Source organism: Granulicoccus phenolivorans DSM 17626 = NBRC 107789 = JCM 15570 (assembly GCF_000423085.1).
GTDB classification, from domain to species: domain Bacteria; phylum Actinomycetota; class Actinomycetes; order Propionibacteriales; family Propionibacteriaceae; genus Granulicoccus; species Granulicoccus phenolivorans.
Map to the genome: position 1 here is coordinate 21,052 of NZ_AUHH01000043.1, position 18,566 is coordinate 39,617.

Annotated in this window: 13 protein-coding genes and 1 pseudogene; 5 read left to right on the forward strand and 9 right to left on the reverse strand. The window is 65.6% G+C overall.

Annotated elements, in window-relative coordinates; all coding sequences use genetic code 11:
- Nucleotides 1–56: 56 nt before the first annotated feature.
- The gene (locus G531_RS0115375; protein ID WP_026927917.1) at nt 57–1,658 is read right to left on the reverse strand and encodes a UvrD-helicase domain-containing protein; all 1,602 of its coding nucleotides are present in this window, start codon (nt 1,656–1,658) and stop codon (nt 57–59) included.
- On the reverse strand, nt 1,655–3,634 hold the full coding sequence (locus G531_RS0115380; RefSeq protein ID WP_158522453.1) for an AAA family ATPase: 1,980 nt from the start codon (nt 3,632–3,634) through the stop codon (nt 1,655–1,657). The genes G531_RS0115375 and G531_RS0115380 overlap by 4 nt, the downstream gene beginning before the upstream one ends.
- Before the next feature lie 218 nt (nt 3,635–3,852).
- Between G531_RS0115380 and G531_RS0115385 the strand changes: the two genes are divergently transcribed.
- Nucleotides 3,853–4,917 (forward strand): hypothetical protein, encoded by a 1,065-nt coding sequence (locus G531_RS0115385; RefSeq protein WP_026927919.1) that lies wholly within the window; start codon nt 3,853–3,855, stop codon nt 4,915–4,917.
- Between the two features lie 22 nt (nt 4,918–4,939).
- Here G531_RS0115385 and G531_RS0115390 read toward each other — a convergent pair whose 3' ends face one another.
- Nucleotides 4,940–5,251 carry a hypothetical protein gene (locus G531_RS0115390; protein ID WP_026927920.1) on the reverse strand — a complete coding sequence of 104 codons (312 nt, stop codon included), beginning with the start codon at nt 5,249–5,251 and terminating at the stop codon, nt 4,940–4,942.
- A gap of 176 nt (nt 5,252–5,427) precedes the next feature.
- Here G531_RS0115390 and G531_RS23155 point away from each other — a divergent pair, with 176 nt between their 5' ends.
- Nucleotides 5,428–6,432: a DNA-processing protein DprA gene (locus tag G531_RS23155; RefSeq protein ID WP_051215583.1), complete on the forward strand. Its 1,005-nt coding sequence runs from the start codon at nt 5,428–5,430 to the stop codon at nt 6,430–6,432.
- 80 nt (nt 6,433–6,512) lie between these two features.
- On the opposite strand, the gene G531_RS0115400 is transcribed toward G531_RS23155, so the two are convergent.
- Complete coding sequence (locus G531_RS0115400) at nt 6,513–6,890, reverse strand: hypothetical protein (protein ID WP_026927921.1); 378 nt, start codon at nt 6,888–6,890, stop codon at nt 6,513–6,515.
- Nucleotides 6,891–7,196: 306 nt separating this feature from the next.
- Nucleotides 7,197–7,523 (reverse strand): annotated as a pseudogene (locus G531_RS26805) (TIGR02391 family protein); the annotation flags it as partial.
- A 51-nt stretch (nt 7,524–7,574) separates the two neighbouring features.
- On the opposite strand from G531_RS26805, the gene G531_RS26945 reads away from it, so the two are divergent.
- Nucleotides 7,575–7,700: a hypothetical protein gene (locus G531_RS26945; protein ID WP_257787362.1), complete on the forward strand. Its 126-nt coding sequence runs from the start codon at nt 7,575–7,577 to the stop codon at nt 7,698–7,700.
- 299 nt (nt 7,701–7,999) lie between these two features.
- On the opposite strand, the gene G531_RS0115410 is transcribed toward G531_RS26945, so the two are convergent.
- The 4 genes from G531_RS0115410 to mobF all read right to left on the reverse strand — a co-directional run bounded on the left by G531_RS0115410 (nt 8,000) and on the right by mobF (nt 17,452).
- Nucleotides 8,000–10,633, reverse strand: coding sequence for a DEAD/DEAH box helicase (locus G531_RS0115410; protein ID WP_345917487.1), 2,634 nt, complete (start codon nt 10,631–10,633; stop codon nt 8,000–8,002).
- Entirely contained in the window at nt 10,611–11,408 is a 798-nt protein-coding gene (gene istB / locus G531_RS0115415; protein ID WP_026927923.1) for an IS21-like element helper ATPase IstB, read from the reverse strand. Before istB ends, G531_RS0115410 begins: the two co-directional genes overlap by 23 nt.
- On the reverse strand, nt 11,405–12,973 hold the full coding sequence (gene istA, locus G531_RS0115420) for an IS21 family transposase (protein ID WP_081684176.1): 1,569 nt from the start codon (nt 12,971–12,973) through the stop codon (nt 11,405–11,407). The genes istB and istA overlap by 4 nt, the downstream gene beginning before the upstream one ends.
- Before the next feature lie 918 nt (nt 12,974–13,891).
- Nucleotides 13,892–17,452 carry a MobF family relaxase gene (gene mobF / locus G531_RS26810; protein WP_145952682.1) on the reverse strand — a complete coding sequence of 1,187 codons (3,561 nt, stop codon included), beginning with the start codon at nt 17,450–17,452 and terminating at the stop codon, nt 13,892–13,894.
- Between the two features lie 299 nt (nt 17,453–17,751).
- On the opposite strand from mobF, the gene G531_RS25320 reads away from it, so the two are divergent.
- Nucleotides 17,752–18,252, forward strand: a complete 501-nt coding sequence (locus tag G531_RS25320) for a DNA cytosine methyltransferase (protein WP_081684177.1) — start codon at nt 17,752–17,754, stop codon at nt 18,250–18,252.
- Nucleotides 18,253–18,274: 22 nt separating this feature from the next.
- Nucleotides 18,275–18,566, forward strand: a 292-nt coding sequence (locus G531_RS0115435; protein WP_035757194.1) for a transposase, incomplete at its 3' end; no start/stop codon positions are given.

Genomic DNA, 18,566 nt, shown 5'->3' on the forward strand with positions numbered 1-18,566 from the left:
GTCTAGCAATTGCCAGAGCCGGCAATGACCCACTCGCGCTCCGGCCATCGCGACAACTATGTCAGGCCAGCGATGTGCTTGGCAGTCGTCGACTTGGCGGTCTTGCCTGCCGCTCGTTTGCTTGGCGGTGGTGGCGCCGACATGACCTCGATTGTGCGGTAGCGGGCTCTGGTAGTGGCAACGTAGATCTTGCGGTGCGTGTCCTGGGTGACTGAGAGGCCGACGCCGAGGGAGCTGCGTTCGGTGTCGCTCAAGACGACGCCAACGATGTCCCACTCGCCCCCTTTGGCCTGGTGTGTGGTGAGACCAGGAACTGGGCGGCCGGAGTGGGTCAGACGTGACTGGAGCATGGTGAGCCGTTTGGTGTGGGCTGCGTGGGGCGGCCGCAGGTAGCGCGCGGAGACGGCGCCAACAACAGTGACAAGTTGGTTGTATGCGGCCTTGATGGCCGCGGGTGTGCCGGGCTGGAGCGTCTCGATCACGCCCTGCAACTGGGGTTCAAGTTGCCTCGGTATGTCTCGGTCTTGGATGTTCAGTGCGGCAAGAGCATCGCCGAGGTAGGTGGCGTCGAGGTCCAGGATGTTCCGGGTGGCGTGGTTGAGCAGCAGGGTCGCAGCGGCTTCTTCGTACCCGCCTTTGAACGAGTGGTAGGCGAGGGGGAGGACGCCGCCGCCCACCGCCCAGAGGTCCTTCCAGTACAGCGCGATAGCGACGTCGATGTCGTCGGAATCGATGGGCAGTGTGACTCTGGCGCCGTTGCGAAGGTTGGTGGCGAGCTCGGCCTGTTCTTCCGATTGCCAGCGGAACGATTGCGTGAGGCGCAGCGTCGGGATGCCGTTCCGATCCAGGAAGTCGCGCACGACCTGAGGCTTGGCGCCTCGGAAGAGGTAGAGCGCTTGCCAGGGGTCGCCGACAAGGGTAACTGCGACGCCAGCGGCGATGGCCGATTCGAGGATGGCGATGTCGAGCTCGTTCGCGTCGAAGACCTCGTCGACCACGAGTGCGCGGATCTGCTGTCCGAGGCGCGCCTGAATGCGTGCGGCGCAATTGGGGCGGTGAAGGGCGTGTTCAAGGATCGTCCGGACATCGTCGTGGGTGCAGATGCCCTGGCGCATGTGCGGCAAGATGCTGACCGCCGGGACACGGTTCGCGTAGTCCTCCGCGAATGCCGACCTGAACGTCACAGCCTTGCCATTCAGCCCTAGTTCGTAGATGGAACGAGTGGAGGACGTACCGCCGCAAGATGCCCAGCTGTCGCGGACGTCAAGTTTCACATCGCCGCCGGGCCACAACTTCTTCGCGTCAGGCCACTCGACTAGCTCCTCACGAAGGAGGTCGTGAAAGAGGTCGGACATGATCGTGTCGAGGGTGACGACTCGGTGGGGCCAGGCGAGAGCTTCCGTACCCCAGAGGCGCTGCACGCGGCGGCGCAGGTTGAACGTGGCCGCACGCGTGAAGCTAACGGCGACGACGGCACGTGCGTCGTGCCGGTATCGGGCTGCGAACCTGTGCACACCGAATCGCTGAGCGGAGACAGTCGTCTTCCCTGTACCGGGGCCAGCTTCGATGAAGATATTCTTCTCACCGGTGGCCGCAGCGTGCCGTTGCTGCGCAGTCAGCGTGTTGATCGCGCCCGCGTGAGCGAGAGCCCCGGTCACGACAGTCCGAAGTCTTTCATGAGTTCGTCGATGTCGACGTCAGCGGGCCCGGTCGTGACGCCCTGGTCTGCCCCGTCGGTTACCGGGCCGTCCCCCGGTCCCGCATCCTCCGATGTCGAGCCCGAGAAGGGCGGCGACGAGGGGTCGGCGTACAGGAACTCGAAGATGTTCACGTAGGGAGCCGGCACGTGAACGTCGATGCTTCCTGCGTATCGGGCGTCGCGAAGCCGCCCGGCGAGCGCTTCGGCGAACTCGCCCTTTTTCGATGCGCCTGGCCCGGCCTTGACCGACTCGCCGTCTTGCTTGTGCTTGCCGCGGAAGATGTCGCGCACCGCCTCAGGGGTCACTTCGTCGGGCACGTCTAGGCCGATGTCCTGAAGGGCCTGCTTGATCTGGTCTTCGTTGAGTTTGGTGAGTTGCGGCTCCAACGTGGGATGGCTGTGTTCGACGAGCAGCACGTCAGGGTCGTGGTCCAGAGCCCAGCTCGGCTGTTCGGGCGCGTCATCGAAATCCGTGTCGCTGTCTCGGAGGACCGCTAAACGACTGCAGAGCTCATGGTCTCGGGTGGCGAGAAGCCTTACGGCCCAAGGTCCAACCTTGGTGCCCATCGGAACAATGCTGAGCGCGTCGACAAACGCTTGCTTGTCCTCGTCGTCGCCGGCCCACGCCCATCCAAGCTCACGAAGTACGGCTGCTTCAGTGACTCCCTCAACGAGCAGAACGCGATTGGCAAACAACGCAGCCGATCGGCTGGCGTCCAGGTGCAACCTCGCCTTCCGTAGAACCTCGTCTCGTGCCGTGAGTGGAATATCGGCGACAGCCCGCGCGATAGGGCGGCCCAGCTTGTCGTGGCGGATAATGATCAGCTCGGTCGGGTCGCAGGAGGTGATGATGTCGGTTGCGTGGCTGGACAGGATGACTTGGAGTTCAGGACGGAGTTCCACCTGACGCCGCAGGTACCGCACCAGCGAGTGCTGCAGCTGCGGGTGCAGATGGGCCTCGGGCTCCTCAATGAGAAGGGTCACGTGGAACGCACTGTCCGGGAAGAACGAGTCCTCGACACTCTCGCTCTCGGCCCTCGCCTGGGCCAGAACACGGTCAGCTTCGGCAAGATCCTCCTCAGTTGGCTCGGACGGCGTAACTGCCAGCGGGGCCTCGTCCGGCGCTGGGCCGACGGGGTGACCCCGGGGTGCCTCTGCGGCAGCTGCTGCTATCTCGGTGGCGTCGGGGATGGCGGCAAGCGTGACCGCTATGTGAAGCAGGTTCACATAGCCAAGGGCAACGATCTCCAAGGGCAGCGCGCCGACGCGACCCTCGATGGTGGCGAGCATTAGCTCCAGCACTCTAGCCAGGTAGCGGTCATCGACTACCTGACCGCGAATGTAGGCCCAGTTGCGCGACACGCCGGCCGAGAGAGCCCGGAGCTTGTCGCCCACCCGAGCTTCCAGCCCGTCGAGAACCTCGTGCGTCGCGAGCTGTTCGAGCAGTCGGGACGCGTGCGCTCGCAGGTCCGACAAATCGCGGCCGCGGCCGCGGTTCTGCTGCTGCGCACGCAGGAGTTCCACCAAGACTCGGGTCTTGCGCCGCGAAAGCTCATCGAGCGGGTTGCGCCACGCTGGCAGGTGCACGAGCAGGATCTTGTCCTCAACCCCGCTCACGGACGCTGACAGGACTTTGGTCGTTATGCTCCCCATACTCCGGTGCAAGGTTCGCGCCCAGTCCGCCGCGACTGTACCCGGCACCGAACGGCCGCTCTGTAACTGTAGCTGGAGGCCAAGCGGACCTTCCTTCGCTGCATCCGCCTCAAACCTGTAGGCCACCTCGATGTCCCGGTCGCCCGGTCCGAGGGCAGCAGCCGAGTGGCGCGGCAAGTGTGGGAACCGCTGTGGGTGGCCCAAGTACACCGCGTCGCTGAACGTGGTCTTTCCACCACCATTCGCGCCTGCGATCACCGCGAACCGCCCGGGAAGCGACACCTCCAATGGGTGGTCGACCGAGCCCCGCAAGCCCCGCACTCGCACACGGCTCAAGTACACAGAACACCCTCCCGGAACGGGCGGCATCCAACGGCCGCGTCACCACTGATGCGAGCCTAGCGAAAGTCCACCGGCTCAACCGCTTGAACTGGCTTCGACGACTGGATCGAGTCGAACGTGTGTGAGCCTGGAGACAGCTGAGTCGATAGCCTTAGCGGGTGCCTGACGTTGACCGCGCATCGAACCTTGTCCAGGAGACGCTGGACCAGTTTGATGCGCCCGGCATGACGGTCGCTGCGCTCACGCGGCGTTGTCAGCGGATCGCATCCTTGCGGGGCGATGGTGTGGCGCTCTCCTGGTTGACGATGGAGTCGACTGATGTAGCCAACCAGTTCACGAACCAGTCAGAAGCCTCACGAGCCTCGCGTGAGTCCCTGGCGGCGCGCCTGCTCACGACGATCCCAGGCGACGAGGCCAACGCGAAGTGGACTGCGGAATACGACGGCTACATCAGTCGGCGGCGGACGGAGTCTGGCGCGCAGGAGGCGAACCTTCGCAGCGTTCAACAGATCGAGGAGTTGGCGCAGACGCTGCGGGAGCAGGAGGCTGCGACACTCATCTCGCCGCCTCCGGGGATGCACAGCTACGACCTCGGCAAGCACGTGTCCGACCAGGAACGGGCTCGTACGCAGCTTGTCGCATCGCGCATGACGCTTGAGAATGTGCTTGCCCGCATCAAGGCCCGGCTCTGGGAGTTCTTGACCGAAACCGAGTACGAACTCACGTTCGGCGAGGCTACAGCGGAGACCTTTCACCGACTGAGGGCGTACGTCGACAAGCAGCTCACGACGATATCGCCACCGGCTCTTGAGCAATTTCAGACCGCCTACCGGCGGCTGAAGGACGGCGGCGACGAAGACCGAGCGCACGCCTTGACGTCCTGTCGGCGAGTGCTGAAAACGTTGGCGGACCAGCTCTATCCGGCCAGGTCAGAACCAGTGACGGGCGTCGACGGGAAGTCCCATCGGCTCGACGATGCGGCGTTTGTGAACCGGCTCTTGCAGTACGTAGCCGAGACGGTCGGCAAGCATGAGAACGGCGCCGTAGTGCAGGCTGCACTCAAAGATGTCGACGCACGGCTCCGCGCGCTGAACGATCTCGCAAGCAAGGGCGTGCACGGCGACGTGACCACGTACGAAGTCGACACGTGCGTCGTTCAGACATACCTGGTCGTCGCGGATCTGCTGCGCATCCGTGAACGTGCCGCTCCGACGGGCGACTAGGCGTGACGGAACAGATTCAGGACTACGCTGTGCCGGAGTAGCCTCCGAGGTGCTGGCGTTGCGTCATGGGGTCGCGGTAGAAGTCGGCGACGGCGTTGACTCTCTCGTCGAAGCTGGTGGTTCCTTCAAGCCTGTACTCCCGCCCGTTGTGGGGGTGGATGCCGGTCGCGAAGTAGAACAAGGTGTGACCCTTGCCGAGATGGGCTTCGACCCAGCCAATGACCTGCCCTTCTGCGCGAACCTCCCAGCGAGGTTCTTCGCTGCGTCGGAGGGTGGCCGGCGGCAGCCTGTGAACTGTGACGTGGCTGGTGTCTACCTTCTGATCCGATGTCATGACGACTTCTCTCCTTGGGGACTCTCCCTGGGGACTCTCCCTGGGGACTCACTACGCAACTCAGTATCGAACACACGTTCGAGTCGTTGAGTGTAGCTTGACGCGGACCGCTGGGGAAGGCCGCTGGATGGTGCCGTGCGCACCTTCTCGGTGACGATCACCGAGAGGAACCGATGATGGATGGTCTGAGTGACGTGGCCCGTGACGAGCGGACGGCACGGATCGCGTTGTCGATGCTTGTTGAGCCGAACGATCCGGTGACCGGCCGGTTGGTGGCGCATCTGGGCGCCGTCAAGACGCTGTGGCTTGCTGAGCGCGACGATGCTGTGGTGGGTCTGCGTCCGCTGAATGCCCAGGTGTGGCGCGACCATCTCACTCGGCTCGACGTTCAGCAGCTAGCCGGACGTATCGACCAGGTACAGCAGCTGGGGTTCGGCGTCCTCATCCCCGGAGATCGGGACTGGCCCGCTGCCCTCAACGATCTCGGCGACTTTGCCCCGTATGTGTTGTGGACGCGTGGTGCATCCTCGTTCTTGTCCCGTCCACTGCCCGACCAAGTGACGATCACCGGAGCGCGGGCGGCGACATCCTATGGGGAGCACGTCGCCGGCGAACTCGCGGGCGCTGTCGCTCGCGATGAGCGCGTGGTCGTGGCGGGTGGAGCCTATGGGATCGAGGGCGCTGCTCATCGCGCCGTCCTGGCAGCCGGGGGAGACACCATCGCTGTTCTTCCCTGCGGTGTTGACCGGCTCTACGCGACCGGTCACAGCGACCTCCTCGAACGAGTCGCTGATGTCGGTCTCCTCGTCAGCGAACTGCCGCCGGGTACTATGCCGACGAGACACCGGTTCATGGCCCGGGCGCGGATCATGGCCGCATTGTCGTCGGCAACGGTGATCGTGGAGGCCGCTTGGCGTTCGGGTTCGCTGGCGGTGGCGCATCGGGCTCAGGAGCTGGGACGCGCCGTCGGTGCTGTGCCCGGTCCGGTGACGAGCGCCACGAGCGTCGGCACGCACGGTCTCTTGCGCGAGGGGACCGCATCGCTGGTGGCAGACTCCTCAGACCTCGCTGTCCTACTCGAACACAACCCGGATGCCGGCTCATCGAGGTCGATCGCCCGCGAGCCGCTCGATGCAGCTCAGATCCGGGATCGGCAGACAGATTCGTCACGGACGCTGTAGTCCACCGCCCGATGCACGGCGGACCTCTCCCAGCAGGCCGCTCGGATTACAGCGGCTTGCTTGTGCTGCCTCTGCGGGGTTCAGTGGATGGTCCGGCCGACTTGGGCCGTGCTGCCGGCTAGCTCGGTGTTGCTCTGCTGGTGCTGGCGGCGTGCGCTACGCTCTCGGACTCGGGCTCCCACGAGTAGTGCGACGCTGACCGGGCCGATCAAGATCATCTTGAAGGCGTTCCAGATGCAGACGAGGACGATGAGGTGGACCCAGCCAGGGCCACCGTTTTCGATCACGGTGGTGCACCAGTAGGCCACCATCAGATACGGCGCGGCGAGCAGCATGGCAGGCACCCCCCACTTCAAGCCCTGCCGGGTGCGGATCAGATCGAGCACGATGTTGCTCGGCATGTACCGACGCAGGAAGTAGCGGGTCTCGACGCTTGCGGTCCATAGAAGGCCGATCATGGCGGGGCTCCTCTCAGCGCATGAACATCTCGTGAGACGGTGCGTGGAGAGTGACCGGAAGGTCTGCCGCGAGCGGCCCAAAGGGAAGGAGAAATCCGCCTCACGGTCCAGGCTACGCCACGCCGGCTGCGCATGGAAGGTCCACGATGGACTGTCAACCACACTCGGCGGTGCGTCCCGCCCTATCCCGGCCGACCAACACGGACGCCCACGCATGGCGGCCTGGCGCGATTGCGGGCTGTGTGGGGGTTGCTGCCGATTGGTTGAGTTTGATCCGACCGGCCCGTTGCCTCGGAATGTCTTCTCCTAGCTCGCGGTGACCGTTGCTACGTCTAGACGCCGGTGGATGACCGAGAGAGTGCCGAGGACGTCGAGGGCGTCTTGTTCGGACAGAGACCACTCGATCCGTGGCTCGTGCGCTGCGGGGTTGCGGAATGCGCTGAACAGTCCTTTGGCGAGGTTGGCGAGGCCGAGTTGTTCGTCACGTTGTGTTCGCGTTCCTAGCGGGTTGATGCGTAGCCGAGGAGAGCTGCCGGCCATTGTTGCTTCCACCAGGCCGTAGCCATCACCATCGACACCAGTCAACTGCCGCAGCCTGCTGCCAAGGCCCTTGATGGCTTCGAACACAGCTTCGTAGTAGTCCTTTCTTAGTAGTTCTGGACGGCAGTAGGCGAGGACCTCGGGATGAGCGCCTCGGTGTTGGAGAAGGCCGCGAAGGTGCTCGGTTCGAGCTTGAGCCTCGTCTGTGGTTCGGGCCTGACTTGTGCGACCAACGCGCCCATCGTCGCGGACCTGCAGCGCAACGAGTGAGAGTGCTTGGTTCAGCTGGTCGCGGGTCTGACGCGCTGCATCCGCACGGTCAAGAGTTCGCTCCGGTCGCATCGATGCAGTGATGAGCGCGATGAGGGCGTTGCCGGTCTGGGTATGCGCCTGGTTAGTGCTGACGGCGTGCGCAAGGCGTCGCCACTTGGTGTGGCCCTCACCTGGGTCGGTCCGGAGTGGGATTTCGGCCAGGATGCGTGTGAGTTCGGAGCCGCTATACAACTCAGCGACGATCTTGCATGTGTGCTCAAGGGTCCCGGCGGGAAATGGCGGATGCCGCGGGGTGGTCATGGCTGTCCGCCCTTCGATGCAACAGGATCGCGGGTGAGTCGCTCGTGAATCTGTGACGGGAGCACTCCGCGGGAGCTGAACTTCTCGGCCACCAACTGGCGCAGCTGCGGGAGCGTCCAAGCTGTGGTGCTCTTCGTCAGAAGCTCATCCCAGACGGATGCAACATCAAGGGCGAGCTCGGACATCGTCGTCGGTGCGACGAGATGCACATGCGGTTCCGCCCCCGCAACTCCGTCGTCATGGATGGCGGGCTTCGACGAGATGACGACGGTTGCACTCTCCGGCGGGACAGCGTCCACCCCGCGATCCGCAGCAAGCAGCCTGAGTTGGTCGTTCGCTTGTCGGATGTCCTTATGCGGGACAACGCCAGTGGGCTCATGGTCGCTCTTGGCCTCTAGCGCGAGCCAGAGTTCGTTCCCCCAGCACCAGGCGGAGTCGCATCGACCAGTGCCGGGCGGCTTGGACGCGTCCGCACCCACGAGCTTGCCCAACTCGGTAAGTGCGGGCTCGTACTTGCTTGGGGCGCGTTCTGCCAGACCAGCGCGTATCTCACCGATGCGTCGGCGGACCTTGCCCTGATTAGCGCCTGAGTCCAGTACTGAGGCCACCGCATTGACGGCATTCGCATCGATGGCGCTGAGCGCGGACCGTTGCATAGTCGGGAATGGTGCCATTTGGCGGACCCATGACCCAAGTCCCATGATCGTTTCGGCGAGCCGCACTAGCCCCTGTGCCGCAGTCCTGCCGGCGGCGTCGCCGGTCTGATCGGCGGCTTGATCGGCCCAGGCGGCTTCCAGATAGGTCCAGAATGCTCGATAGCCCTTGGTGGCGGAACCCGCCGCGCCCGTGACTCGCGCAACTTCGTGGGCATGCCTGGCCGCGTCGTCCCAGGCGCCGATATTGGCCGCAGCCCAGGCCCTTATTTCGTGCTCCACACAGGCTGACAAGGCTGCGGTGCCATCGGGTGCCTGTTGAGTCATTTCGCGGCGGTAGTCGGTCAAGGCAGGCTCGGCTTCGGCGCGCCAGCTTTCATCGCTGTCCTGGTTGAGGAAGGCGTGGAGATTGCTGAGCATGTCACCGGCTGTGCCGGCCTGAGAGTTCTCGCGGCCGAAGCGGATTTCGGCCTGGAGTTCAGAGTCAAGTGCCGCGACGATCTCTGGTCGAGTAAGGTAACGCGAGAGATCAGGACCGAGAACGAGCACGACCGCCGTGTCTCCGGGACCTCTTGTGCACCGACCAGCGCCCTGGATCACACGCGTGCGCACCCGAGCCGCCAGGGCAGCGCCGGCCCGAGCGCGGGACTGCAGGAACCGTTCTTGAAGATTGTCTTGGTCAGGGACCCCATCGAGGGCGACGAGGCGGCACGCGTCCCCCGGGAGATCGAGCCCGTCATAGCGAGCGGCGAGTCCGCAGACGCCATGCGGCAGCTTGGCGAACGGGGCCATGCTCTCAGCAACCTGGTCGATCCCCCACACAGGCCATCCTGGCTGCGCGAGCGCGCTGGCGTCGCTCATGGCAGCCTCGGTGCGAGGTGCCAGGATCAGTGCTTTGCCCGCGGCTGCGACGATCGCCCGGTTGAGGTCGGTCGTGTCGGCGCCTTCGACGAACTCGGGGAACACGAAGAACCGTCGTCCGTACCGTGGTGCGGTGCTCTCATCCGGCTGCTGGAGTCGAAGGATTCCCGGGCGTCCAAACGCACGTTCAAGCTCGCCCCCTTCACCCAGCGTCGCGGACAAGTAGACCCGCTGCCGTGCACCAGATAGCAGCCCGTTCTGATGGGTGGGTGGCACGTATGGACGGACCAAGATTCCTGAGTAGGCCACATACACCAGGCACGAGGCTAGGCCGGCGCGGATCATCGCGTAGCGGTAGGTATGCGGCGCCCGGAGTGAACCCAATACGCCGTCGAGCTTGGCGATCAAGCCGCTCTGTCGAAGCGGCACTACCATCCGCACGTCACTACCGATCCCAGGGTCAGGTTGGGAATCGCGTAGGCGCTCAAGGAACACGCCATCAAGGGCGGGAGCGAGTGTGTCGAGCACGGCCGTGTACTCTGCCGGAGACTTCCATCGGTTTATGTCGACGCTATAGGCCTCGCCGACATACTGTTCACCGGCGTGTGCGTCATCGAACAGGATCAGGTCGGCATCGGCCAGGCGAGGGTTGCTGTTGAAGATGCTGCTGTACGTCGTGACGGCGATCGCCTCGGCTGCTTCGTACGCTACGTGTGCGCCGGTGGGCCAGTCAGAGTGCCGACCCACGAGCAGCGCCGTGTCTATCCCTTCTCGGTAAGCAGCGTCCGTCACCTGGCGCGCAAGCTGTTGGGTTGGGCACGCGTAGATCACTCGCGAGCGTCGCTTGCGTCGCGTCCACTCCGCAACAAGCAGCCCTGTGAGTGTCTTGCCAGTGCCAGTGGGGAGTTCCAACGCGACGTCGGGACTGCTGGCTTTCGACGTGAATGTCTTCAGCATCTCCGACTGGTGCGCCCACAGCCCGGGAACAGCGCCTGGACGTCGAGGGAGATCGCGATACAGCTCACCAGGGGAGGCGTAGTCCGTCCCGCCCGTCCTAGTTCGAACGAACGCCACGTCGTCCCCTCTGAGTATGTCAACTCGACTTGGCCCCACCATGGCGGCTTGAGTTGGCTCCACCTGCTCGGGTGTGGGCGAGGCGGTAGCTGGTGGTGCCGGTTTCGATGATGGTGGCGTCGTAGGTGAGTCGGTCGACGATCGCGGCGCAGAGGCGGGGGTCGGTGAAGGTTTTGGTCCAGCCGCTGAAGGGTTCGTTGGAGGCGATCGCGATGGCGGTCTTCTCTTCGCGTTCGGTGAGGACCTGGAACAGGAGTTCGGCGCCGCGCCGGTCGAGTTGGAGGTAGCCCAATTCGTCGAGGCAGAGCAGGTCGACCCGGCCGTAGCGGGCGATGACTTTGGTGAGGGCACGGTCGTTCTCGGCTTCGGCGAGCTCGTTCACGAGCCGGGACGCCAGCACGTAGCGGACCCGGTAGCCGTGCTCGGCGGCGGCGGTCCCGATCCCGATGAGCAGGTGGGTTTTGCCGGTTCCGGAGTCGCCGATCAGGCACAGCGGTCGGCCTTTGGCGACCCAGTCGCCGGCGGCCAGGGTGTTGATCACCGCGGGGTTCAGGTTCGGGTTGGCGTCGTAGTCGATCTCGTCGAGGCGTTTGGGTCGGGGGAAGCCGGCGTCGTGGACCCGGCGGGCTCGGCGGCGTTCGTCGCGGTCGTCGCACTCGGCGAGCAGGAGTTCGGCCAGGAAGCCTTGGTAGGTGTGCTGCTCACGGGCTGCGGTCGCTGCTGCTTGGGCGGCTCGTTCGCGGATGGTCGGCAGGCGCAGGGTGCGGCAGGCGGTGTCGATCGCGACCTCGACGGCTTGGGTGGTCATGGTGGTCATGTGGGGGTTCCTCCGGTGAGCAGGGTGTCGTAGGCGTCGACGCTGGGCAGGGGCCTGGTGTCGGTCGGGTAGGTGACCTGACCGTCGGCGCCGACCAGGCCGAGTTGGGGCCGGGTTTCGCCGGCGCGGCGGACCTCGACGGCGACCGCTTCCGGGGACAGCGCCCCCACCTGGAGTGCGGCCTCGAGGCCGGCCAGGACCTGGCTGTGGGGATAGCTGCGGTGCAGCAGCAGCGCCTCGACCAAGGCCTGGGTGCCGGCCTTGTCGCCGTAGCGGGCCTTGGTCGCGCTCCAGTACCGCTCGTGGACCGCGGTGAACGCTCCGCTCTTGCGGGCCTGGACCAGGGCGGTCGCCCCGGGCAGTGCCCCGGGCTTATAGGCCAGCACCTCCAAGTAGTGATCCAGCACCAAGGTCACCGAGCCGCGGATCGTGGCCCGTTCATGCTCGGCGACCAGCCTGGGCCCGTCGTAGATGAGCACCACGGTGGCGCGGAGCAGCACCCGCAGCTGGCGGCCGACGTAGCGGACCGGCACCGAGTACTGGCATTGCCGCACCGTCACGCGGGCGTGCCGGTCGACCCGAGGCCGCAGGCTGATCCCGGTCTCGAACGGCTCAACCGGCAAAGGCCGCAGCAGCGGCTGCTCGACAGCGAAGTCGTCACCCACGGTCTTGGTTCGTTGCCCGACCCGCCGGTGATCATCCTTGGCGTCGCACTTGGCGAGGTAGGCGTTCAGCTCGGCCAACGTCTCGACCTTGGGCATCGGGACGGTGTGGGTGCGGCGGAAGCGGCCACCCTCACCCTCGACGCCGCCCTTCTCGTGGGCTCCTTCGACACCGGGCCGGCAGTAGAACACGTCGAAGCCGTAGTGGGAACGGAACAGCACCCACCGGTCCGACTCGACCCGGGTCCGGCCCGTCAACACCCGCGACACCGCCGCCTTCAGGTTGTCGTAGCGGATGTGAACGATCGGGATCCCACCGAGCTGCTCGAACGCGTACCGGTGGCCGTCCAGGAACGCCTCCTGCGAACACGTCGCATACGCGCGGTGGATCGCCTTGCCCGAGTAGGACAGCCGTAGCGTGAACAAGAACACCTTGGTCTTCACCCCAGCCCACACGATCCACAGATCGGCGAAGTCGACCTCGGCCTCCGCCCCGGCCGGATGGGTTTGCGGCACGAACACCTCGGACAACTGCTTCCCAGCCTCGGCGGCGATCCGGACCCTGGCGTCCCGCACATAGTCCCGGACAGTGGAATAGGCGACCTCGACCTGGTGCTCATCGAGGAGCCGTTCCCGGACCCGCAACGCGGTGTGACGCTGCTTGCGTGGCGCGTCCAGATCCTGCCGGAGCATCGCGTCGATCAACGGCTTCACCGGGTCCAACACCGGCGCAGTCCGGACCGGCACCTTCCGCGGCGGCGGCTCCGCCGACGCCAACGCTTGCCGGACCGTGCGACGGTGCACACCATGCCGTACCGCCAACTCGCGGATCGACACATCCGGATCATCCCGCCGGTCCCGACGGATCGCTTCAAACACCCTGACACGACTCCCAACAGACACCCCGCACCCCAACCCTTCGACGACAACATCGACCAGCGTGAGGTGGGGCCAGATCAGACCGTCACAACCACCCCGGAGTGTCGAACCCGGGGCCAGATCAGGCCGTCACGGTGGGGCCAAATCAGAGTGTCATTTCCATCCCCTCCCTACGCGGAAATGGAGCGCTCCGTGGTTGCGCGCCGACATAAGTGTCTCATCGGAAGCTCGCTAGGTGAGCAGAAGGGCATGGACTGAGCCATGGACGCAGGAGGTGGCACCCGATCGGTGGTGACAACCTAGGGCGGGCACCCTACGAGGACCCGATGGAGCCTGGGTGCTGCGGCCCTAGGCCGATGCTCCGACGCCACGGGCTGCCCGTTCTGACGGACGCCTGGCCAATGCGACACTGACCCTGGCCAGCTACGGCCTAACGTTTGGGTCGACGGACGATGAGGTCGCGGCCATCGCATTCAGTGCAGTTGCACATCGGCCATCCGAAGCGAGCCCAGAAGGATGCAGACTGCTGAGTTGGGCCGACATAGATTTCGCGGTCACGGTACTCAGACGCGAGTTGCTGGATGATCGCTGTGCCTAGGTGGGTTCCATTGCAGCGGAGGTCTTCTCGAACCTCGAAACTCCAGACCATGACTGCTGGGCTGTTAGTGCGGGAAGAGTGGGCGGGGTACCTGAGGTGAAGAAGAAGCCGGGCGACTTCCTCGCCCCGTTGGATATATGACCGCCACTGATGGTCGGGTGGCCCGAGCCCTCCGTTCGCCCACCACGTTCTGGTGAATCGGCGGTCATCAGCGTAGTCGGGCCTGCGCCTACCATGCATGACGACCATCTCCGGTTCTTCCCAGGTAATCGCCTCGCCCACGCCGTTGAGTCTCTCAGAGTCAGGTGGTGGCTGCCCAGTACTGGGTGTTCGTCTCGCGGCCACTAGATTGTCAGGCCGCTCCGCTCTTCCGCGGTGCGGTCAACGGGGTCCTCAGTTCCCCAGTCGGCAACGGTGAGTTTCCTCGTTCGGCCGAGTTCGGCTCGGGCCCGGGCTGCGTCGATCTTCTGCGCGGTCGAAGTTGGAGGCGCACCTAGGGGTGATTCGCCAGCGATCTGGTAGCGGTCCCGGTACGCAGCGACGGTGCGGGCTGACCGTCGCCAGCTTGCGTACCTCCGTCGATCCGTCGGTGGTGTGCCGAGCGCCTTCGTCCACGGCGCAGCTTCGTTCAGGGAGATGTCTAGGACGGCGTCGGCGCGGGTTTCGATGAGCGAGCGTCGTTGGTCGAGTGCTTCGTGCATGTCGGTGGCCATAGGGCCGTCCGCGTGCGGGATCAGGCCGGCGATGAGTCGAGGGGCCTTCCTGGCTCGGCCTGCCTGGGCGGGTCGTCGGGTGGCTTGTTCGACGCGGTAGTGGAGGACGGCGGCGATGTCGTCGGCGTCGCTGAACCCGCGCGCGCCGACGAGACGTGGCAGGAGCGCCTCGACATCGTGATGGTTGGCTTCGGCGTGGCGGAGTTCGGCAGTGAGCGGGCCGAAGGCGTCGGACTCGATCGCGTTCTCGGCTTGGTCGGTGGTCAGTCCGGAGCCGCGGATGAGGGTGGCCCAGCGGTCATGCTGGGCTGCGGCGGCCAGGGTCTCGTACTCGGCGGTGAGTTGGGCGATCGAGCCCCACTGGTTCTGTTCGGTGACGATGGTTTCGTGGGCGGACAGTTCGGCGCCGGTGTGCTGCAGAACGCCGTAGAGGACGCTTCGTGCACTCGCGTCGGGGTTCTCGCCGGGGTGCGGTTCTGCATGATCGTCGGCGTGGTCGAGGATCACGTAGGCATGGTTGGTGTGGCGGCCGCGGGTCATGGAGACGTAGAAGTTCTCTCTTGTGGAGGTCGGCTCGACGAGGACGTGCGCGGTGTCGGTGGTGACTCCTTGGGCGCGGTAGGCGGTGACCGCGTACCCGAGATCGACATGCTCGGCCGCATACCCGGCTGGCAGGACGACCGTGCCGCCGAACCGGCGGCCTGGTTTGCGGATGGTGAGGGTCCCGTCGCCGCGGACGGACGTGATGGTCCATATGTCGCCGTTGCGTACCCAGTCGCGTCCGTTCGTGGTGCGGAGTCGTCGGTCGTTGCGGCGGGTGATGATGGTGTCCCCGACTCCGGCGGTGGTGCCGTCGTGGAGTTCGATCTCGCGGTTGGGGGTGAGGGTGCCGTCGAGGATCAGGTCGGCGCGGGCTCGGGTGTTGAGGGCGGTCACGTCCTGTTGGGTTTCGGCGATTAGCACCGACACCAGGCCGGTGTCCCGGTCTGCCCGCCATGCGGTGTAGGCGGCGTCGGTCATGGTCTCGTGGTCGCCGTCGTGGATGCGGTGGTGGTTGAGGTAGGTGTCGATGACCTGGGTTCGTCCGTGCCGGAGCTCCAGGGATGCGGTCTTCTCCCACCCGTTCTTGAAGCGGTGGACATCGACCAACTCGGGCGTATCGTGACGGTCGCCGGCGAGCATCGCAAACGCCCCGCCGGCATCGACCGATTGCAGCTGGGCGTAGTCGCCCACCAAGAGGACCTTCGCTCCGACCTCCTGGGCGAGGTGGGTGATGCGGTCCAGAGACAGGGTGCCGGCCAGGGACGCCTCATCGATGATGACAAGCTGACCAGCCTCGAAGGTCGTGCCGTGCAGAAGGTGGTTCTGCCACCACTTCGCGGTGTTCTCCGTGTCGATGCCGAGGTCGTCGGCGAGGACTTGGGCGGCGACCGCGGATGGTGCGAGACCGACGACGGAGCCGGGACCGTGTTCGGTCTCCCAGGCTCGGCGGAGCGCGTTCATCGCGGTGGTCTTGCCCGAGCCCGCGGGACCGACCAACACATCGAGCACCCGCCCCGACACCGCGATCCGGACCAGCGCGTCGGCCTGATCGACACCGAGCAGCCGGCCCTCGGCATCACGCTTGCGGGTGATCTTCTCGACCCTCGCCAACGAGACGGTCGGGCCGGTGAATGTGCGGGAGCGGTCGAGCAGCCGGTCCTCAGCTTGAAGCAGTACCTCGGAGGAGAACACCGTGGAGTGCTTCGGCCGGAACACCGAGGACCCATCCGACCGGCGAAACGCCGCAGGGGAGGTGGCCAGATCGGGGGGTGTCAAGCGCAGGGAGGCGTGTTCGGCGGCGTCGGCGACCATGGCGACGATGGCTACGCGGTCGTGGATGGTGGCGAATCGCCATCCCATCGTCTGTCGGGAGGCTTCGGCCATCAGGTTCCACCTGCGCCAGGTCGAACGTTTCTCACCCACGGCCTCCACCACGGAATGGCCGAGTTCGTCGACTACGTCGAGGGGTACATCGTCGGCGCGCAGCAGCAACGGTGTGTCGTTGTCCGTGACCCCGCGCGCCCACAGGGTCGCATCGTGGCCGAGTGTCTTGGTCGCGCGGGTCCACCACTCGGCGGTCAACTCCGCCAGGGACCGGACGTCCTTCTCAGGGCGGGTGCTGAGGGTGGCTTGGGCTCGGAGCTTCATGATCGTCGCTGGGGACGGACGCCGCCCATGCGCCGTGACGTAATCAGCGATGAGGCGGTCGGTCTCGGCATCGATGTGGCGGGCGCGGGTCGAGAACTCCGCGATCAGTTCCTCGGGGACGCCGGTGATCGCCCAGGCCGGGTTCTTGTCGCGCCCCATATCGCGGGCCTCCCAGGCAACGCCGAAGGTGCGGGTCATGTGGTCGGCGAACACCGCCTCATGCAACTCCGACAACGCGACCACGGCGGCGTGCATCGGTCGGCCGTCGAGGGAGCGCCACTTGCCGTCGAGCACGGTCTTGGCCTTGTTGGATATGACCACATGGGTGTGCAGGTGGGGGTCGCCGGCGCGGGAGTCGAAGTGGTCGAACGCCGTCGCGATCAGCCCGGTGACATCGACCTGTGCAACCGCGCCGTCCCCGGCGGTTGCACCGGTGCGGGTGGCTGCAACCTCGCGTTCCATGAACGCAACCACCTCCGCAACCGCACGATGATGCGCCTCACCGATCAACGCCTGAACCCCCGCATCCGCCACCGCCCACAACACGCTCGCGGACTTCGGGATGCTGAACGTGAAATCGAACCCGGCCACCGCCCGCCGAGTACCCCGCGCGGCCTCCTCGGCAACGATCTGCGCGACCACCTCACCCTTGCGACCCGGCGACAACGCCGGGTCCAGATCAGCGATCCGGGCCTCGATCCGCTCCGCCGGCGTCTTGTAGACCGGGAACGCCAAGCCCAACGGATCGCCGCTGATCGGATCACGGCCCATGCCCATCAACAGCTGAAGCTGCGCCTCCGACACCACATCCCCGACAGCCAGTTCACCGTCGCCGAGCGAGGCCACGCCGTCACCCAGCCAACGGCCAGGCGGTGTTCCTGCCTCCATGTAGTAGCGCGTCAATGGCGTCGAAAGCGGACGATCGCCGTCAGCGGCCACGACCGTCCGCAGCAGGTACCTGTAGCCATCGCCCGCCGACATCACCCGCATGGAAACCGTCATGCCCACCTCCCGGTCCTGCCGGGCAGGTGAGCGCCAGCCTCCTGTGACTTCTGCTGCCACAGGGCCCTAGACCTCGACCTGCAAGAGGCGTGTCAGCTCAGAAAAGGCAGGGTGTGGCGGAGCTTCCTGAGTGCGGGCTGTCGTGAATGGACGTTGCTGGTCGATGGACTGGATGGCACTGGGCCGGCGACCGCGAGGACAGGTCAGCACGACGTAGTGGTGCACCTGACAGGTGACCAGCCCGGCGACACGACTCACGCGAGTTCTGGCCGGGGATCATCCCGTCAGCCGGAGCATTCATGCACGACACACCGACCGATCCCGCGAGTCCGCTGAGGATCGGTTCGCTCTTCTCGGGATACGGCGGCCTCGACCTCGCTGTCGAACATGTCTTCGGCGGAGAGACCGTCTGGTTCTCTGAGATCAATGAGCCCGTGGCCAGGGTCTTCGCCCACCACTGGCCCGACGCCCCGAATCTGGGCGACATCACAAGGATCAGCTGGTCGCAGGTCGAGCCCGTTGACATTCTGATCGGCGGCTTCCCCTGCCAAGACGTGTCCACCGTCGGCAAGCGCGCCGGTCTCGCACCCGGAACCCGCTCAGGTCTATGGGCGCACATGGGCACAGCCATCGAAGTGCTGCAACCCCAATGGGTCGTCATCGAAAACGTCCGCGGTCTGCTCTCGTCCCCAGCCATCCGACCGATCACCGAAGGAGACGACAATGCCCCGCGCAACCCCTGCGCAGCAACCCCCGACGATACAGCCCTGAAGCGCCCTGAGATTGTTGGAGGCTCCTGACCTTGGAAACGAGGATGGAGTTATGCCGAAGGAACTGGCGTCGGGGAAGCCGACGACGCGTCGCTACTCGAGCGAGGAGAAGGCCGCCGCGGTGCGGATGGTGAGGGCGCTGCGCGCCGAGCTGGGCTTCACGCAAGGGACCGTGCAGCGGGTCGCGACGCAGCTCGGATACGGGGTCGAGTCCGTGCGGATGTGGGTCAAGCAGGCCGACATCGACGACGGCGTCACGCCCGGTATCAGCACTGCGGAGGCGCAGCGGGTGCGAGAGCTTGAGCAGGAGAACCGGGAGCTTCGACGGGCCAACGAGGTGCTCA